Here is a 14,628-nt window from a genome sequence, read left to right on the forward strand (position 1 = left end):
TCGCGTTGGATTCAGCGCCGTGTGAGATAGCACGTGACCTCTTCGCGGTCATGGTAGAGGTGCTTGATTCTCAATGTGTATTTGATGTTCCCGGTACGCATGCGCTGGTCGATCAGGGCTCGGCAGCGCTCCACTTCCTCATAGCGCCGTTTCATCGGCAGCTTGAGGTTGAAAATGCTCCGGCGACAGCGCCCGGTGGCAACCCATTCGGCCATCAGCGGGGCGATGCGGGACGGCTGTTCAACCATGTCGCAGACCATCCACTCCACCGGTTTTTTGGGCCGCCAGGTAAAGCCGTCGGCGCGCAGATGCTCGATCAGGCCGGTGGCCATGGCGGAGGGCGCGAGGGGGCCGTTGTCGAGGGCGGTGACGCGCAGGCCGCGGCTCGCCAGTTGCCAGCTCCAGCCGCCGGGAGCTGCACCCAGGTCGACGGCCTGCAGGCCGGGACGCAGGGTGGCTTTCTGTTCGTCGGCGCTGAGCAGGGTGAGGATGGCCTCGGCGAGCTTGAGGGTGGAGCGGCTCGGGGCGTCCTTCGGCATGCGCAGGCGGGGAATGCCCATAGGCCAGCTGGATCCTTCGCTGGCGACGCTGACGCCCAGGTAGGCGCATTGGGTGCCGACGAGAAACACGTGCAGGCGTGGCAGGTGCGGCGAGTCGGGGCGTAGCAGGGCGGCCTTGGTCAGGGCGGCCTCAAGCAGCGGGGCAAAGCGCTTGAGGAATCCGCTTTGCTCCTTGCCGTCGTTGGTATCCGGTGTTTCAAGGAGCAGGGCCGAAAAGCGCGAACCGAAGGATTCAATGGCCTTCAGGAGCGGAGTCAGGCGATCACGCTCGGGGAGGGCGTCGAGCATCGCGAGAACATGAAAACTCTGGCGGGCAAAGATGAGCCGGGAGAGGTCGAGCCGGCGCCGCACGTCGTCGTGGGGTGTGGGCTTGTCGTGGGTCAGGACGATGAATCCGCTTTGTGCCCGGGCCTCGATCTTGCCTTCCAGGCGCGCGGCGCTGGCGCTGGTCTGGAGTTCGAGGCTGGCATCGGCTTCAAAGCCGGGGCGGCATTGCACGAGAAGACCGAGGGATTCGCAGGGCTGGGGGGCGGTCGGCATGGGTAGCAAGGGCGGCAGAAGGACTTGGAGGAGGGGGTAAAATCCGGGGCGGGTCGTCCGGGTCATTAACATCCCGGTGCCGGGTGGATTTTGCGCGGATGATAACCGATCATCGGTGTGCAGCCTTTTAACGCCGATTTCTGGAGCGTAACGATGGAATACCGCAAGCTTGGTGCCAGCGATTTGCTGGTTTCTTCCGTATGTCTCGGCACGATGACCTTCGGCCAGCAGAATACCGAGGCGGATGGGCACGCCCAGCTGGATGCGGCCTTTGGCCATGGCGTCAATTTCATCGATACGGCCGAGATGTATCCGGTGCCCGCCCGGGCAGAAACCTCTGGTGCGACGGAAGCCATTGTCGGGTCCTGGCTGAAGGGGCAGCCTCGCGACAAGCTGGTGGTGGCCACCAAGGTGGCCGGGCCGTCACGGGGTATGGACTGGATTCGCGGTGGTCCCCTGGCGCTGGATCAGGACAACATCCGCACTGCGGTAGAGGGCAGCCTGCGTCGGCTGGGCACTGATTACATCGACCTGTACCAGATTCACTGGCCGGCACGAAACCAGCCGATGTTCGGCCAGTGGCGTTTCGATCCAGAGGCGGAGCGCTCGGCAACGCCTATTCCGGAGCAGTTGGTGACGCTGGCAGAACTGGTTGCCGAGGGCAAGATCCGTTACGTGGGTTTGTCCAACGAGCATCCATGGGGGCTGATGCGCTTTTTGCAGGCTGCAGATGAGCTGGGGTTACCACGGGTCGTCTCCGTGCAGAATGCTTACAACCTGCTCAATCGGGTTTTCGAGCAGGGGCTGGCGGAAGTCTGCTTCCGTGAAAAGGTCAGCTTGTTGCCTTATTCCGTGCTGGGTTTCGGCCAGCTTACTGGCAAGTACCTGGACGATCCGGCTGCGATCGGGCGGCTCTCCCTGTTTCCCGCCTTTGGTCAGCGCTATGACAAGCCAAATGTGCGTCCGGCGGTTGCGGCCTATGCGGATTTGGCCCGTCGGCATGGCATGACACCGGCCGAACTGGCCATTGCTTTCGTGGCGGGCCGGCCGTTTGTCGGCAGCGTTATCCTTGGTGCCACGTCGCTTGCCCAGTTGAAGGGTAATCTCCGTGCGTGCGAGAGGCGTCTTGATAATCAGGTTCTGGCTGAGATCGATGCGCTGCATCTCCAGTTTACGAATCCGGCGCCGTAATTAATTGGCTGCTGACGTGGCGCAGTTTGTGGGAGGGTGTGTTGAAGGAAATCGTGGCGACGCAAGACTTGCGGATCGGCATGTTCGTTACAGAACTGGATCGCCCCTGGCTGGAGTCGCCTTTTCTGATGCAGGGTTTCCTCGTCGAGGATCAGGAGACGCTCGAACAGGTGCGTCGGGAGTGCCGCTTTGTCTATGTGGATCGCTCCCGTTCGGCTGGCGATGCGTGGCGCGCGATACCCGTCGAGAAGAGTGATCCGCCACTCGATCGGTCCACCGCGCTGAGCTCTTTTCAGGTGCCCCCCGAAGTACGGCGTCAGCCGCTGGATTTCTTCGCACTGCTGCGCTCACTTCGTGCCCTGTCGGGGCGTGGGGTGAGGGATTCCGGCGTCGCGGCGGACGCATCGTCAGCTCCCTGGTTTCACCGCTATCCGGATGTCTCTGGAGGCGCCTCACATACGGTGCCTGACGAAGAAACGCCGGGTAATCTTGCGGATCCGTTTGGCACCTCCCGCCCACTGGTGACTGAGAACAGGCGTTCGGGGCGCCCGCCTTCGCCCGCCAGGACGCCTGCTGAGCAGTCTGCCGCAGCGGGTGGGCCTACCGGCATGGCGTATGTCCAGGCGGTGGTTCCCCTTGAGGAGGAAATTGTCGCCGCACTGCCGATGGTTACGCGTGCCCATGCTCTACTCGAGCAGATCGCCCGGGATGTGCAGAGCAGCCTCAACCCCGATCTGGAGCCCTTGCGCGGCGTGGTGTCGGAAATGGTGTTGAGCGTTGCGCGCAATCCGGATGCGCTGCTGTGGCTGGTGCGCCTCAAGCAGACCGACCAATACAGCTACGATCACTCCCTCGATGTGGCCGCTCACGTCATGATATTTGGGCGTGCACTGGGGCTTGGCGAGGAGTCGGTCACAACCCTCGGCATGGCAGGAATGCTGCAGGACGTGGGAAAACTGCGCTTGCCGGTGCGCCTGTTGCAGAAACTGGGTCCGCTGTCGCCGCGGGAATACCTGATTTTCAAGGCGCATGTCGATTACTCCCTGCAGATTCTTTCTGCGTCACCGCAGGCGACGCCGCAGATTCTCGAGATTGTCGGCCGCCACCACGAGCGTTGCGATGGCAGTGGTTATCCGAACGGCTTGCGCGGCGCGGCCGTGGGCCTGCTGGCCGAAGCCGCCGGGATCTGCGATGTCTATTGTGCGATGACCCGCGAGAGGCCTTACGGTGAGGCGGCCAGCTCGCAGGTTGCGCTGGACACCGTGCGGGCCGGGCGTGGTATCACTTTTTCCGAAAGCACGGTCGATCAGTTTGTGCAGTGCATCGGGCTCTATCCGGTGGGCACGCTGGTTGAACTCAACTCCGGCGAAGTTGCGGTGGTGGTGGCCCAGAACCGCATTCGTCGTCTCAAGCCCCGTGTGATGATCCTGCTCGGGCCGGACAAGAAGCCCAACGCCTATCCGAAGACCCTCGATCTTCTCTACGACCCGCCCTCTGCAACGGGCGAGCCTTATGTGATCTCCAGGGCCTTGCAGCCGGGCGCTTTCGGGGTCGATCCGTCGGAGTTCTATCTGGCATGAACACGCCTGCACCTCGCCTGGCGGGTCATCCCGGCCAGATCCTGGATGAGGACGCGCTGGCGCGCCTGCTCCTTCGTTATGGTTTGGGGCAGGGCGAACAGGCGGCGATTCGGGCGTTTGGCCGGATTGTCCGGTCGGATGAGCTGGCTGCGGCCCTGTGTCAGCGCTTCGATCTGGCCGGAAAAGGCGGGGACGGTATTGTCGGGCCTGCCTTGAGTGCGTTTTGCGGGGAACTGGCGCGGATTGCCGAGTGGAGTTTCTCCCCTGCCTGGCCAGCATCGCTTGCTGCGCGTTGGTCGGAGTGCTATCTGGCCGGCGCGGTGGCGGAATTTCCGTTCATGGCTATCGAGGGGCTGATCGCAATCTGCCAGCAGCGTCTGTTTGGCGAGCGGGCCATGGTTTATCGGCTGGAACTCGACATTTTGTCGGCACTGGTCAGGCTCGGCTGGTGTCTTGGCGGTTTGTTGTCGGACGTTTCCATCGAGCAGGAGCAGGCCTTTCGCCTGTGTGCCGAGGACGGAGATCCGGTTCTGGGGATCCCCAACCGGCGTCGTTTCCTGACGCTCCTGGCCAATCATCTGCGGATTGTCGACAAGGGAGGTCAGCTCGGGCTGGTTGTGCTGGCGGTAGAGTGGGGGCGTTCGGTGGATGTGCTGGCCATTGATGAACGCGACCACCTTCGTCTGGCCCTGTCTGAAGCAATGCATGCGGCGCTCCGGCCCAGTGACGTGCTGTGCGCCCTCGGGGATGACGAGTGGGCGGTGATTCTGCCGGACCTGCATAATCCGGCCCAGGTTTCCCTGGCGGGTCACAAACTGGTCAATGCCTGCGAGGCGCTGCGCAGCAATGCGTTTTCAAGGTTGCGCGGTCGTTTCTGTGCGGGCGGCGGCTGGGCTCCGGAACATGCTGCCGACCCGCTTGGGCTTGAGCATGCCGCGCGTTCGGCGCTCGTGGTGGCCAAGGCCTCCGGGCGCCTGTTCGACGTCTATTGCGCTGATGTGGCTGCCAAGGCGAGGCTGGACGCCAGTTTCGAAACCGAGGTCGCCCAGGCTCTCGAAGCGCGTCAGTTCCAGCTTCATCTGCAGCCCCAGGTCGAATTGCCAAGTCGGCGTCTGGTCGGCGCCGAGGCCTTGTTGCGCTGGCATCGGCCGGATGGACGCAGCGTGTCGCCGCCCGAAATCCTGCGGGTGCTGGAGCGTATCGGTCTCATGCCGGAGCTTTCCCGCTGGGTGATTCAGCAGGCGGTGCAGATTCTGGCCGCGTTGGCTGCTGCGGGGTGCGACGCGCGCGTGTCGGTCAATCTGGTCGCCGAGGATTTGAGCGATCCTGAATTGCCGATCTTTATTCGCCAGACTTGTGAAGCCTGGCGTATTGATGCTTCCCGCTTGTGTTTTGAGCTGACAGAGGGCGGGCTTGTGTCCACGGACGGGATGTCGGTCCGGACCCTTGAGGCCCTCAAGCAGGGGGGCGGCCGTCTGGCGCTCGACGATTTCGGCACCGGCTATTCGTCGATGGATTATCTGCGCCGGCTGCCGGTGGACGAGCTGAAGCTCGACAAGTCCTTTGTCGAGCGTATCACCCTGTCGGACAGCGACCGTTCGATCGTCGAGTTGATGGTGCGTATCGCCCATACCTTCGGGCTGGAGGTGGTGGCGGAAGGGGTTGAGACGCCGGAAACCGAGGCGGTTCTGCTGGCGATGGGGTGTCGCTGTGCGCAGGGTTATCTTTACGCGCAGGCCATGCCCGTCGACAAATTCATCGCCTGGTGGAAAGCCGGTGTTGCCGAGCTCTTGATCAGTTAATCCGTTCAGCTTATTCGGCAGGCTTGCGACGCTTGCGCGGGGTTTCGGGTTCGGTCGCGGCCTCTGCTTCCGCATCGCCGTGACTGTCTTTGTCGGCATCGGAGTTGGCATGCGCTTTCTGCGCTTCGGCTGCCGCCTTCTCTGCGGCACGTTTGGCCTTCGCTGCAGCTTTGGCTTCCGCCGGCGGCAGGGGAGGAGGCAGTTGCGGCGCGATTTCGACGATCTTGTTTTCCACCATGTAGTCGTTCATCTCCTTCCAGCCGGCAAAAACCGCGGCTTTCTGGGCGGCCTGATTGAGTGTGAAGCAATCCTCAATCGCCCGTCCGGCATGGCGACAGGCACTACCGATGGCTTTGCCGTCAGCCTCTGCCTGGGCTTCCGTTTTGGCAGGATCGGGGATGCCAAGCTGCTCGCAACCGCCGAGAAGGGTTGCGCTGATGGCAAGTCCAAACATGAAGCGGATGTGTGGTTTTGTCATGACTCAAACGTGATGTTGCCTGCAAGAGTCAACGGCCTCGAGGGGGCGGACTTGAACATCCGATTACCAATCCATCCATCCGTTTTTGTCGGCTTCTCCTTATAATTGAACATTGATTCGCCCCTCTTCTGTCGATGGACAAGCTTCCCATGAACAATTTCAGCCGTACCGTCCTGTGCCTTGCCCTTGGGGCTGTGGGCGTCAATACCGCGTTTGCTGCACCTAAAAAACCGGTGGCCAAGCCGGCAGCCGTTCAGGCCACGGATCCGTCAGTGAAGGAAATCGAGCTGGTGCATAGCCTTGGCGCCGATAAGGGCGCCGAACTCCAGAAGCTGGTGGATCGTTTCAACGCCACCACGTCCGGCCCGAAGATCGTCATCCACGACCGTCGCTGGAACGAGGGCTCCACGCCGCACCTGATGATTCTCGGAGAGCGGGATCTCCCCGACTTTCTGGCAGGCCCGCCGCGCTATCGTCCGCTGCATCAGGTGATGAAGGACGCCGGGGAGCGCTTTGAAACCCTGAAGGCACCGGCAGTGATGACCCCGACTCCGCTGGACAGCGCCAATCGCCTCGTGGCCTTGCCGATGGGTTTGTCCACGGCCGTCATGTTCTACAACAAGCAGGCTTTCAGGGATGCCGGCGTTGATCCGGAGAAGGCGCCCAAGACTTGGCAGGAGCTTCAAAAAACGCTCGGCCAGCTGGTAGCCGCAGGCCAGACTTGCCCTTACACCACCGCCCAGCCGGCCTGGATCCTGGTGGAAAATACCAGTGCCTGGCACAACGAGCCGGTGGTTGGCGAGGGCAAGAAGTCGGCACTCGTCATCAATGGCATGCTTGAAGTGAAGCACGTGGCGATGCTGTCCTCGTGGGTCAAGGCTCGCTACCTGCATCTTTTCGGCCGCGAGGATGAGGCGACAGAGCACTTTGCCAAGGGAGAGTGCGGTGTTCTGACGGCGCCTTCCGCAGCTTGGCCGACGCTCAAGCGGCAGGCTGCTTTCGATGTGGGGGTTGCGACCCTGCCGTATCACGAGGAGTACTACGGCGCACCGCAAAACACGCTGGCTGATGGCCCCGCCATGTGGATTGCCGCGGGCAAAAAGCCCGCTGAATACAAGGCTGCGGCCCGCTTCGTCAGTTTCTGGCTGACCGGTGAAAGTCAGGTGGAATGGCAACGCAATGCCGGTTATCTGCCCCTCAACCGGGCTGGTCTGCTGGCATCCGAGAGCCGTCTGCTGGCATCCGATCTGGCCAACGTTCATATCGCGGTACAGCAACTGACCCACAAGCCGGTGACTTCCGTGTCCCGCGCCAGCAGCTATCCGCAGCGTGCCGCGGTGCGCCGGATCATCGAAGAGGAACTCGAATCGGTCTGGGAGGACCGCAAACCGTCCAAGCTGGCGCTCGACACGGCGGTGGCCCGTTCCCGTACGCTGGATTGAGTCTGAGGGGCTAACCATGCCTGACTGGGGGTGGCCCGCTGTGATTGCACACCGTTGCGGTGGTGCGCTCGCGCCGGAAAACACCCTGGCCGGGCTGGGCATCGCCGCCCGGCTCGGCTGCCGGGCGGTCGAATTCGACGTGATGCTGTCGCGGGACAGTGTGCCGGTACTTATTCACGACGAAACGCTCGACCGCACAGCGGCCAGGTCTGGGCATGTTGCCCGGCTGGCAGCGGAAGAGCTGCTCGCGACCGATGTGGGGCGATGCTTTCACTCGGCCTTTGCCGGTGAAAGCATACCTTCCCTTCAGCTTGCCCTTGATGCCTGTCGCCGACTGGGTCTTGCCGTCAATGTCGAGATCAAGCCGGCCACCGGTTGTGAGGTGGATACCGGGCGGGTGGTCGGATGTGTCCTGAAGGAAATGCAGCCAGCGCTGCGCCCGCAGATTTTGCTCTCGTCTTTTTCGGCGGATGCCCTGGCAGCGGCAGCGGCCGAAGTCCCTGACGTTCCGCGGGGCTTGCTGGTCGATCGTTTTAGCCCGCAGGCGTTGCTCACAGCTGGCCGGCTCGACTGTGTTTCCCTTAATCTGGGCAGGAAACATCTCGATGCTGCCCAGATACTGGCAGCGCGCGATGCCGGGTTCAAGGTGCTCGTTTACACGGTGAATGCGCTTCCTGAGGCCCGACAGCTTGCTGCCTGGGGTGTCGCAGGAGTCTTCTCCGACCGGCCCGACCTGCTGCTCCCCGGATAGTCCCTGACCTAAAGCTCGTTGTTCCGCCTTGATCCAGGCGGCTTGACGGGACGGCGCCTGGACCCCTAACATCACATTTTTACTAATCTGGGCATTGCCTTGTCTCTCTCGCAGCTTTACGCACCGATCGCCGAAGACATGAAGGCGCTTGATGCCGTCATCCGTGATCGTCTCTACTCCGACGTGGTTCTCATTCGCCAGGTGGCCGAGTACATCATCGGCAGTGGCGGCAAACGCCTGCGTCCGGCCATGGTGCTATTCACGGCAGGTGCTGCCGGGTACCGGGGCGACTACCACCGTGAACTCGCTGCGGTCGTGGAGTTCATCCACACCGCCACGCTTCTGCACGACGATGTCGTCGATGAGTCCGAGTTGCGGCGCGGCAACAAGACCGCCAACGCGATGTTCGGCAATGCGGCTTCGGTGCTGGTGGGGGACTTTCTTTATTCCCGCGCCTTCCAGATGATGGTCGGTGCCGACAACATGAAGGTCATGCGCGTTCTAGCGGATGCCACCAACGTGATTGCCGAAGGCGAAGTGCTCCAGTTGCTGAACTGTCACAACGCCGATGTGGAAGTGGAGGATTACCTGAAGGTGATCCGCTACAAGACCGCCAAGCTCTTCGAGGCTGCAGCGCGCCTGGGTGGCATTCTGGGGGGGGTCAGTCCGGAGCTCGAAGAAAGCCTGGCAGCTTTCGGTATGCACATCGGCACGGCCTTCCAGTTGATTGACGACGTGCTGGACTATTCCGGCGAGGAAGCCGCTACCGGCAAGCACATCGGTGACGATCTGGCGGAAGGCAAGCCTACGCTGCCGTTGATCCACGCAATGAAGTACGGCAGCCCTGAACACGCAACCTGCGTACGAAATGCCATTGAAAATGGCGGGCGTGACGACTTTCCTGCTGTTCTGGAGGCCATTCGGGTCACCGGAGCCATCGAAGCGACCCGAAAAGTGGCTGAGGCCGAGGCGCAACTGGCTTTGAATGCATTAAATCAACTTTCTCCTTCCATTTTCAAGGATTCGTTGATACAATTATCTCTCTTCGCGGTTGCACGAAAATATTAATTTTCAAAACAGCTTGCAAAGCGCCAATTTTAAAGTATAATGATTGGCTAGTTGGTTGAGGCGATAATGATTAATTATTGCTGATGTGAAAGTGTCGGGGAATAGCTCAGCCTGGTAGAGCACTGCGTTCGGGACGCAGGGGCCGGAGGTTCGAATCCTCTTTCCCCGACCAGTTATTTAGTCGCAAATTTGAATGTTTGATTTGCACTGCAAAACGGAGCATGGCCTGGTGGCTCTGCTCCGTTTTTGTTTCTGAGCTTCGTTTTCTTGTCGTGTGGGCAATTTTGATCGTCGTGTTCGCCATGTTGCCCTTGTCTGTATAATCCGCGTCGTCCTAAAGTTGAAAGCTGTGTGCATGTAGAGCGCAGGGGTCTGAAGCTTCGGCCTTAAGTGCTTGCGACAATTGGGACTGAAACAAAATGCGGTAGCTGCACTGGAAGGTTGGCAGAGTGGTTTAATGCACCGGTCTTGAAAACCGGCGGGGTTGCGAGACCCCCCAGGGTTCGAATCCCTGACCTTCCACCAAAATTCAAGTAAAAATGCCCCGAAAGGGCCGTTTCAGACTGTTGGCGAACCCCCGGTTTTCGGAGCAAGCCACGGCAAGCTGCATCAAGCCTTTTAAACAGACTGTTTCAAGGGCAAAAAGGGCTGCCGCCCGGCGGCTCAGCAGCAAGGCCATCTTCTTCATGTTCTGACACGCGGCCGAGAGCAGGCGCTGCGCCTGGATCTTCGAGAGCCCGCGAAAGCGCGCATAGCGATGCCCGTGCAACTTCTTGGCGTTCGCGAAGCTGCGCTTGACCGTCTCCTTGCGCCGGGCGTAGAGACGTTTGCCAAGTTCCGTGAGCCGTGGGCGTTGATCGCCTCCGTACGTGGTGGGTGATGAGCTTCTGCTGATTCCGGCTCTGGGTACATTGACCCCGTCGCGCACAGCCCCCGCACTGTGCAGGGTCGGAGGCGTATTCCCGATAGCCCAGCCGGTTGGTCGTGCGGTAGGGCAGGATCTGACCGCCTCGGCGGGCGGGGCTTCAGGCTTTGTCAGTAGTCTGACGCCCCTTACGGGGCGTTTTTGTTTTCTACCCTACAAAGAAAAATGCTTGGGTGAGCTGTCGAGAGATGGAGCGCAACGCTCCACACTTGGATGTCGGTGCGTCGTTCATTCGCAGTCCCCTTCGACAGGGGGAGAGGACAAGTATCGCCAGCAGGTAGAGTATCGGACAATAAATCCACCCGTCTCTGAACGGGATCCAAAAACATGCGAGGCTTTCAGGGGTGGGGGTGGTGTCAGCTGTTAATCCGTCGCCAGCCAAGGATGCAGCCACTTGTGGCGAGTGCAGCACCAAGCAGGCAAAGGGTGGTCACGATGATGTCCCACAGGGGGCGCAGGCTACCGAGGGGGGGGAAGTCGAAGCGGTGCAGGGCGTTGAAGATCCAGCGGTGGCGTCGGTTGGCGTTGTCGAGGCGAAGCAGGATGCGGCCACTGGCCGGGTCCATGTAGTAGGTGGTGTCCTGGCTGTCGGCAAAGCGGATGCGGGCGGCGGGCAGGATCAATGCTGAGCGGTGGCTGTAGTAATAGAGGTCCGGTGCGTGGATCAGCTCGGCGCGGGCGACGGGTGCATCTTCAAGGGCATGAACTGCTTCGGCGAGGGTTTCAGCTGAAAACGGCGGGGTGATCTCGGCGTGCTCGTCCACCCGCAGCTTGTTGCCCGGGGCACGGAGTTCCAGGTAATTGCGGCTGCCAAAGCGCTGCCACTCGGCTTCCCGGGTGCCGGGCAGACGGGCCAGTTGGCGATGCAGCAGCGCGAGATCGGCGGATGCCTGGAGGGGGCCGCCCGTCAGGCGCCGGGCTGCACCGGCAGGCGGACTGCTGACTTCGAGAAGGCCGAAGGGGTGTTGCGACAGCCAGCCCGAGAGCAGCCAGGTGCATGCAAAGCCGCCTGCGGTGAGGCCCAGCAGGTGGTGCCAGCGCTTGATGCCCCGGTAGGGGGTGACGTGGCCGCGGGGATAGCGCTTCTTCAGGCGTAGTCGCTGGATGCCCAGCCACAGGCCGGTGGTGGCGGTGAGCAGGGCGGCGAAGGACAGGCACAGGACGATTTGCCGCCACAGGTCATTGTTGTCGCGCAGGGGCGTGAAGTAGACCCAGTGCAGCACGGTGCCGATCCAGCTCCAGCCGCGCTCGAAGCGGGTGGTGTCCACCAGCACTTCGCCGCTGCGGGACGAGATGTAGAGCTCGGTGCCGGCCGCATCGTTGGCCGCCACCCGGTAGAGTGGGCGGTGGGCGTTGTGGCTGGCGTACACCGTCCATTGATCACGCTGGATGGATTCGGCCTCGCCGATGCTGGTCGCGCCCAGGAAGCGGCGGGCTGTTTCGCGGGCCGCCTCGGCCGACACCGGGCCGACCGGCAGGCCGCTGTCGGCCCACACGCTGCAGGCGCCGCCCTTGCCCTGAAAATGGAAGACCGGCCGCGCATCCAGCGTGGTGAGGCGCAGGCTGCGGAACTCGCCGGGGCACAGGGCGGCGGCCTGGGCCGGGCTGATCCGCACGGCTTCGGCCAAAATGGGAGCGAGGCGGGGCAGGCGTTCCTCGGCCGTCAGCTTGGGGAAGGGGACGTAGAGCATCACCAGGCCGGAGACGAACCAGCCGAGCACCAGCAGGCCGGCGCCGATGCCGAGCCAGCGGTGCACCAGGTGCAGGCTGCGGGCCAGTCTGGCTTTCATGGGGCCGGGGTCTCACCGTCTTCCGCTGCCTGGTGGAAAACGTGTTCCGCCACCGGCCGGCCGCCGACCAGGTGTTCGCTGACGATGCGGTCCATCACGGCATCGGTGACGCCGTAGTACCAGGTGCCGTCGGGCTGCACGCACAGGATCGGGCCGCCCTTGCAGGCTGCGAAGCAGGCGGTGCGGGTGCGTTTGACGCGCATCTCGCCATTGTCGAGTCCGGCCGCCTTGAACTTGTCGCCGAGGCTGTCAAAGAGGGCCTGGGCGACGCCGTCGGCGGCGCAGCGCGGGCCGGTGCACAGCAGCAGGTGGCGGCGGTAGGGCCCGATTTTCGGTTTGATGATTTCGTTCATGCTTCTATTTCGTCGGTTTGCGTGTCGTCGGCGGCCAGGGGCTCGGCCAGCAGGGCGGCGATGTAATCCTCGGGCAGGCGATGCTCGCGGGCCAGTTCGGCAGTGCTGTGGCCGCTGGCGTGCAGGCCGGCGAGCCAGCCGTCGAGGCCGGTGGACAGCGACCGCCCGGCCTTCTCGCCGTCGTGGGTGGCGCCGCTTTCCACGTCGTACTTGTTGCGGTAGCCCCGCGGCGTGACCATCAGGCCGTGCCGGATGAAGGTATTCGAGTTGCCGATGAGCACGGTGGAGAGCATGCCGATATCGCTCTCGGCCATTTTGTCGAGGGTTGTGAATTCTATGCGCTGCTTGGGCCGGTAGGCCGACTTGACGATGGCCACCGGTGTATCCGGTCGGCGATGGCGCAGGAAGAGGCGCTGGGCTTCGACGATCTGGCGGGTGCGGCGGCCGCTCTTGGGGTTGTAGAGGGCGACGACGAAATCGGAGTAAGCCACCGCGTCGAGCCGCCGGGCGATGGTCGGCCAGGGGGTCAGCAGGTCGGACAGCGAAATGGCACAGAAGTCATGGGTCAGCGGGGCACCGACCAGTGCCGCGCAGGTGTTGAGGGCCGAGGCGCCGGGGATGATCTCCACTTCGATGTCGGAGTCCGGCGTCCATCCGGCCTGGAACAGCACTTCGAAGGTCGGTCCGGCCATGCCGTAAACGCCGGCGTCGCCGGACGAAACCAGCGCTACTTTCTTGCCTTGCCGTGCCCGGTCGAAGGCTTCGATGGCCCGGTCGAGTTCTTCGGTCATGGACTTCTTGATGACCTCCTTGCCCACCACCAGATCGGCCACCAGGCGGATGTAGGTGACGTAGCCGATGATGGTGTCGGCTTCGGCGATGGCGGCGCGGGCACGGGCGGTGAGGTGGGCGTTGCTGCCCGGGCCGAGGCCGACCAGCATGATCTTGCCGCGGGGCGTGTTGGGGGCGGAGACGGTGTCGTTCATTGGGGAATCCTGGCGATGGAGACGGTGGCATTGCGGCCGTCGGGGCCGCGGTATTTGAGTTTTTCGACGATCAGGTGCTCCATGCCCACGCCGGCGGCCAGCAGCGCGGCTGCTTCTGACACCGACGGTGTCCCGGTGTATTTGCGCACCGTTTCCGAGGGGTGCGGCACGGATACCGCGGCGAGCTTGGCGGCCGGGTAGAAATGGATCGTCCAGCCTTGCCAGCGAGCGAGTTCAAGCAGGCCGGGTTCGTCGGCTTTCAGGTCGATGCTGGCCACAGCCACCACGTCCAGCAAGTTTGCATCGCAGGCGGCGAGGGCGTCGACGACGGCCCACACAAGGGTCGTGGCCGGGGTGCCCCGGTCGCAGCCGATGCCAAGGGCGATGGGCCGGAATGCATTCATGGGGTGAGCGGCGGGCGGTAGGTCACCTGCTTGCCGGCCAGACGGAGGGCAAGCTCGGCGGGTTGCTGCCGGTGGCTGATCCACAGTACGGCGCCGAAGCGTTCCGGTTCCACGTCTTCGAGGCGCGTGAAGCAGTGCAGGTTGGCGGGCAGAGCGCCGCTGCGGCCGTTGGCATGACGTGGCCACCAGTCCGTACTGCCGGCCTCCTGCACGAGAGCGACGGGTTCATCGTTCACCACCGCGGCGCTGGCCCGGACGATTTCGTCGTGGCTGGCTTCGAAGGTCCATCCCAGTTCGCGGCCGAGCAGATCGACGGCGAGGGTCTGGCGGGCGTCGGAGGCAGTGGTGAGCACGGTGGTGGCGTCGAGTGCGGCGGCGATGGTGCCGGCCAGCGCGTTGGCGCCGCCCAGGTGGCCGGAGAGCATGGGGATGACGAAGCGGCCGGCTTCGTCGATGACCACCACGCCCGGGTCGGATTCCTTCTTGCCGAGGTGCGGGGCAACCAGCCGGACCATCGCGCCGAGGGACACGATGGCGACGATGCCGTCGAAGTTGGAGAACAGGATCGGAATCTGCTCGCCGGTCTTGCCCGCGTAGCAGCTGGCCGCGCCGGGGGCGGCGGCTTCTGCTTCGGCAGCGAATTTCTCGGGGGCGAACAGGCGTGCGCCGGGCAGGGCGGCGACCACGTGGCCGGCCAGGGCGATGCCGTGGCGGGTGATCGAGACGACGGCGATCTTTTGGTTGGAGAAGGGCAGCAT

Annotated in this window: 13 protein-coding genes, 2 tRNA genes and 1 pseudogene; 8 read left to right on the top strand and 8 right to left on the bottom strand. The window is 63.0% G+C overall.

Annotation, left to right across the window (positions count from 1 at the left end):
* Window positions 1–11 precede the first annotated feature (11 nt).
* On the bottom strand, window positions 12–1,100 hold the full coding sequence (rlmM, locus tag ETQ85_RS15640) for a 23S rRNA (cytidine(2498)-2'-O)-methyltransferase RlmM (protein ID WP_148580001.1): 1,089 nt from the start codon (window positions 1,098–1,100) through the stop codon (window positions 12–14).
* 153 nt (window positions 1,101–1,253) lie between these two features.
* Here rlmM and ETQ85_RS15645 point away from each other — a divergent pair, with 153 nt between their 5' ends.
* Genes ETQ85_RS15645 through ETQ85_RS15655 form a run of 3 tightly spaced genes read left to right on the top strand, consistent with a single transcriptional unit; the run spans window position 1,254 to window position 5,673 of the window.
* A complete protein-coding gene (locus ETQ85_RS15645; RefSeq protein WP_148580002.1) occupies window positions 1,254–2,291 on the top strand; it encodes an aldo/keto reductase in 1,038 nt (345 codons plus the stop codon).
* Between the two features lie 53 nt (window positions 2,292–2,344).
* A complete protein-coding gene (locus ETQ85_RS15650) occupies window positions 2,345–3,871 on the top strand; it encodes a cyclic di-GMP phosphodiesterase (protein ID WP_148580003.1) in 1,527 nt (508 codons plus the stop codon).
* Window positions 3,868–5,673, top strand: a complete 1,806-nt coding sequence (locus ETQ85_RS15655) for a putative bifunctional diguanylate cyclase/phosphodiesterase (RefSeq protein WP_148580004.1) — start codon at window positions 3,868–3,870, stop codon at window positions 5,671–5,673. Before ETQ85_RS15650 ends, ETQ85_RS15655 begins: the two co-directional genes overlap by 4 nt.
* A gap of 10 nt (window positions 5,674–5,683) precedes the next feature.
* On the opposite strand, the gene ETQ85_RS15660 is transcribed toward ETQ85_RS15655, so the two are convergent.
* On the bottom strand, window positions 5,684–6,151 hold the full coding sequence (locus ETQ85_RS15660; protein ID WP_148580005.1) for a hypothetical protein: 468 nt from the start codon (window positions 6,149–6,151) through the stop codon (window positions 5,684–5,686).
* 149 nt (window positions 6,152–6,300) lie between these two features.
* On the opposite strand from ETQ85_RS15660, the gene ETQ85_RS15665 reads away from it, so the two are divergent.
* The 5 genes from ETQ85_RS15665 to ETQ85_RS15685 all read left to right on the top strand — a co-directional run bounded on the left by ETQ85_RS15665 (window position 6,301) and on the right by ETQ85_RS15685 (window position 9,937).
* Window positions 6,301–7,593, top strand: a complete 1,293-nt coding sequence (locus tag ETQ85_RS15665) for an extracellular solute-binding protein (protein WP_148580006.1) — start codon at window positions 6,301–6,303, stop codon at window positions 7,591–7,593.
* Between the two features lie 16 nt (window positions 7,594–7,609).
* On the top strand, window positions 7,610–8,344 hold the full coding sequence (gene ugpQ, locus ETQ85_RS15670) for a glycerophosphodiester phosphodiesterase (RefSeq protein ID WP_148580007.1): 735 nt from the start codon (window positions 7,610–7,612) through the stop codon (window positions 8,342–8,344).
* 99 nt (window positions 8,345–8,443) lie between these two features.
* Window positions 8,444–9,412 carry a polyprenyl synthetase family protein gene (locus ETQ85_RS15675; protein WP_148580008.1) on the top strand — a complete coding sequence of 323 codons (969 nt, stop codon included), beginning with the start codon at window positions 8,444–8,446 and terminating at the stop codon, window positions 9,410–9,412.
* Window positions 9,413–9,507: 95 nt separating this feature from the next.
* Window positions 9,508–9,584: transfer RNA gene (locus tag ETQ85_RS15680), tRNA-Pro, on the top strand.
* 263 nt (window positions 9,585–9,847) lie between these two features.
* A tRNA-Ser gene (locus ETQ85_RS15685) sits at window positions 9,848–9,937 on the top strand.
* A gap of 130 nt (window positions 9,938–10,067) precedes the next feature.
* Here the strand turns inward: ETQ85_RS15685 and ETQ85_RS15690 are convergent.
* The 6 genes and pseudogenes from ETQ85_RS15690 to ETQ85_RS15715 all read right to left on the bottom strand — a co-directional run.
* A pseudogene (locus ETQ85_RS15690) lies at window positions 10,068–10,419 on the bottom strand (transposase); the annotation flags it as partial.
* A 274-nt stretch (window positions 10,420–10,693) separates the two neighbouring features.
* Window positions 10,694–12,127 carry a PepSY domain-containing protein gene (locus ETQ85_RS15695; protein WP_148580010.1) on the bottom strand — a complete coding sequence of 478 codons (1,434 nt, stop codon included), beginning with the start codon at window positions 12,125–12,127 and terminating at the stop codon, window positions 10,694–10,696.
* Window positions 12,124–12,480, bottom strand: a complete 357-nt coding sequence (locus tag ETQ85_RS15700) for a (2Fe-2S) ferredoxin domain-containing protein (RefSeq protein ID WP_148580011.1) — start codon at window positions 12,478–12,480, stop codon at window positions 12,124–12,126. Before ETQ85_RS15700 ends, ETQ85_RS15695 begins: the two co-directional genes overlap by 4 nt.
* Window positions 12,477–13,466 (bottom strand): precorrin-3B C(17)-methyltransferase, encoded by a 990-nt coding sequence (gene cobJ / locus ETQ85_RS15705; RefSeq protein WP_148580012.1) that lies wholly within the window; start codon window positions 13,464–13,466, stop codon window positions 12,477–12,479. Before cobJ ends, ETQ85_RS15700 begins: the two co-directional genes overlap by 4 nt.
* On the bottom strand, window positions 13,463–13,870 hold the full coding sequence (locus ETQ85_RS15710) for a cobalamin biosynthesis protein (RefSeq protein WP_148580013.1): 408 nt from the start codon (window positions 13,868–13,870) through the stop codon (window positions 13,463–13,465). Before ETQ85_RS15710 ends, cobJ begins: the two co-directional genes overlap by 4 nt.
* Window positions 13,867–14,628 carry a cobalamin biosynthesis central domain-containing protein gene (locus ETQ85_RS15715; RefSeq protein ID WP_148580014.1) on the bottom strand — a complete coding sequence of 254 codons (762 nt, stop codon included), beginning with the start codon at window positions 14,626–14,628 and terminating at the stop codon, window positions 13,867–13,869. Before ETQ85_RS15715 ends, ETQ85_RS15710 begins: the two co-directional genes overlap by 4 nt.

Origin of the sequence: Zoogloea oleivorans (assembly GCF_008107625.1) — a bacterium.
GTDB classification, from domain to species: domain Bacteria; phylum Pseudomonadota; class Gammaproteobacteria; order Burkholderiales; family Rhodocyclaceae; genus Zoogloea; species Zoogloea oleivorans.

What these genes read in the sequence shown, in the direction of transcription:
- rlmM (WP_148580001.1), bottom strand. Translation starts at nt 1,100, where the DNA reads ATGCCGACCGCCCCCCAGCCCTGCGAATCCCTCGGTCTTCTCGTGCAA.
- ETQ85_RS15645 (WP_148580002.1), top strand. Translation starts at nt 1,254, where the DNA reads ATGGAATACCGCAAGCTTGGTGCCAGCGATTTGCTGGTTTCTTCCGTA.
- ETQ85_RS15655 (WP_148580004.1), top strand. Translation starts at nt 3,868, where the DNA reads ATGAACACGCCTGCACCTCGCCTGGCGGGTCATCCCGGCCAGATCCTG.
- ETQ85_RS15660 (WP_148580005.1), bottom strand. Translation starts at nt 6,151, where the DNA reads ATGACAAAACCACACATCCGCTTCATGTTTGGACTTGCCATCAGCGCA.
- ETQ85_RS15665 (WP_148580006.1), top strand. Translation starts at nt 6,301, where the DNA reads ATGAACAATTTCAGCCGTACCGTCCTGTGCCTTGCCCTTGGGGCTGTG.
- ugpQ (WP_148580007.1), top strand. Translation starts at nt 7,610, where the DNA reads ATGCCTGACTGGGGGTGGCCCGCTGTGATTGCACACCGTTGCGGTGGT.
- ETQ85_RS15695 (WP_148580010.1), bottom strand. Translation starts at nt 12,127, where the DNA reads ATGAAAGCCAGACTGGCCCGCAGCCTGCACCTGGTGCACCGCTGGCTC.
- ETQ85_RS15700 (WP_148580011.1), bottom strand. Translation starts at nt 12,480, where the DNA reads ATGAACGAAATCATCAAACCGAAAATCGGGCCCTACCGCCGCCACCTG.
- cobJ (WP_148580012.1), bottom strand. Translation starts at nt 13,466, where the DNA reads ATGAACGACACCGTCTCCGCCCCCAACACGCCCCGCGGCAAGATCATG.
- ETQ85_RS15710 (WP_148580013.1), bottom strand. Translation starts at nt 13,870, where the DNA reads ATGAATGCATTCCGGCCCATCGCCCTTGGCATCGGCTGCGACCGGGGC.
- ETQ85_RS15715 (WP_148580014.1), bottom strand. Translation starts at nt 14,628, where the DNA reads ATGCTGCCCTTCTCCAACCAAAAGATCGCCGTCGTCTCGATCACCCGC.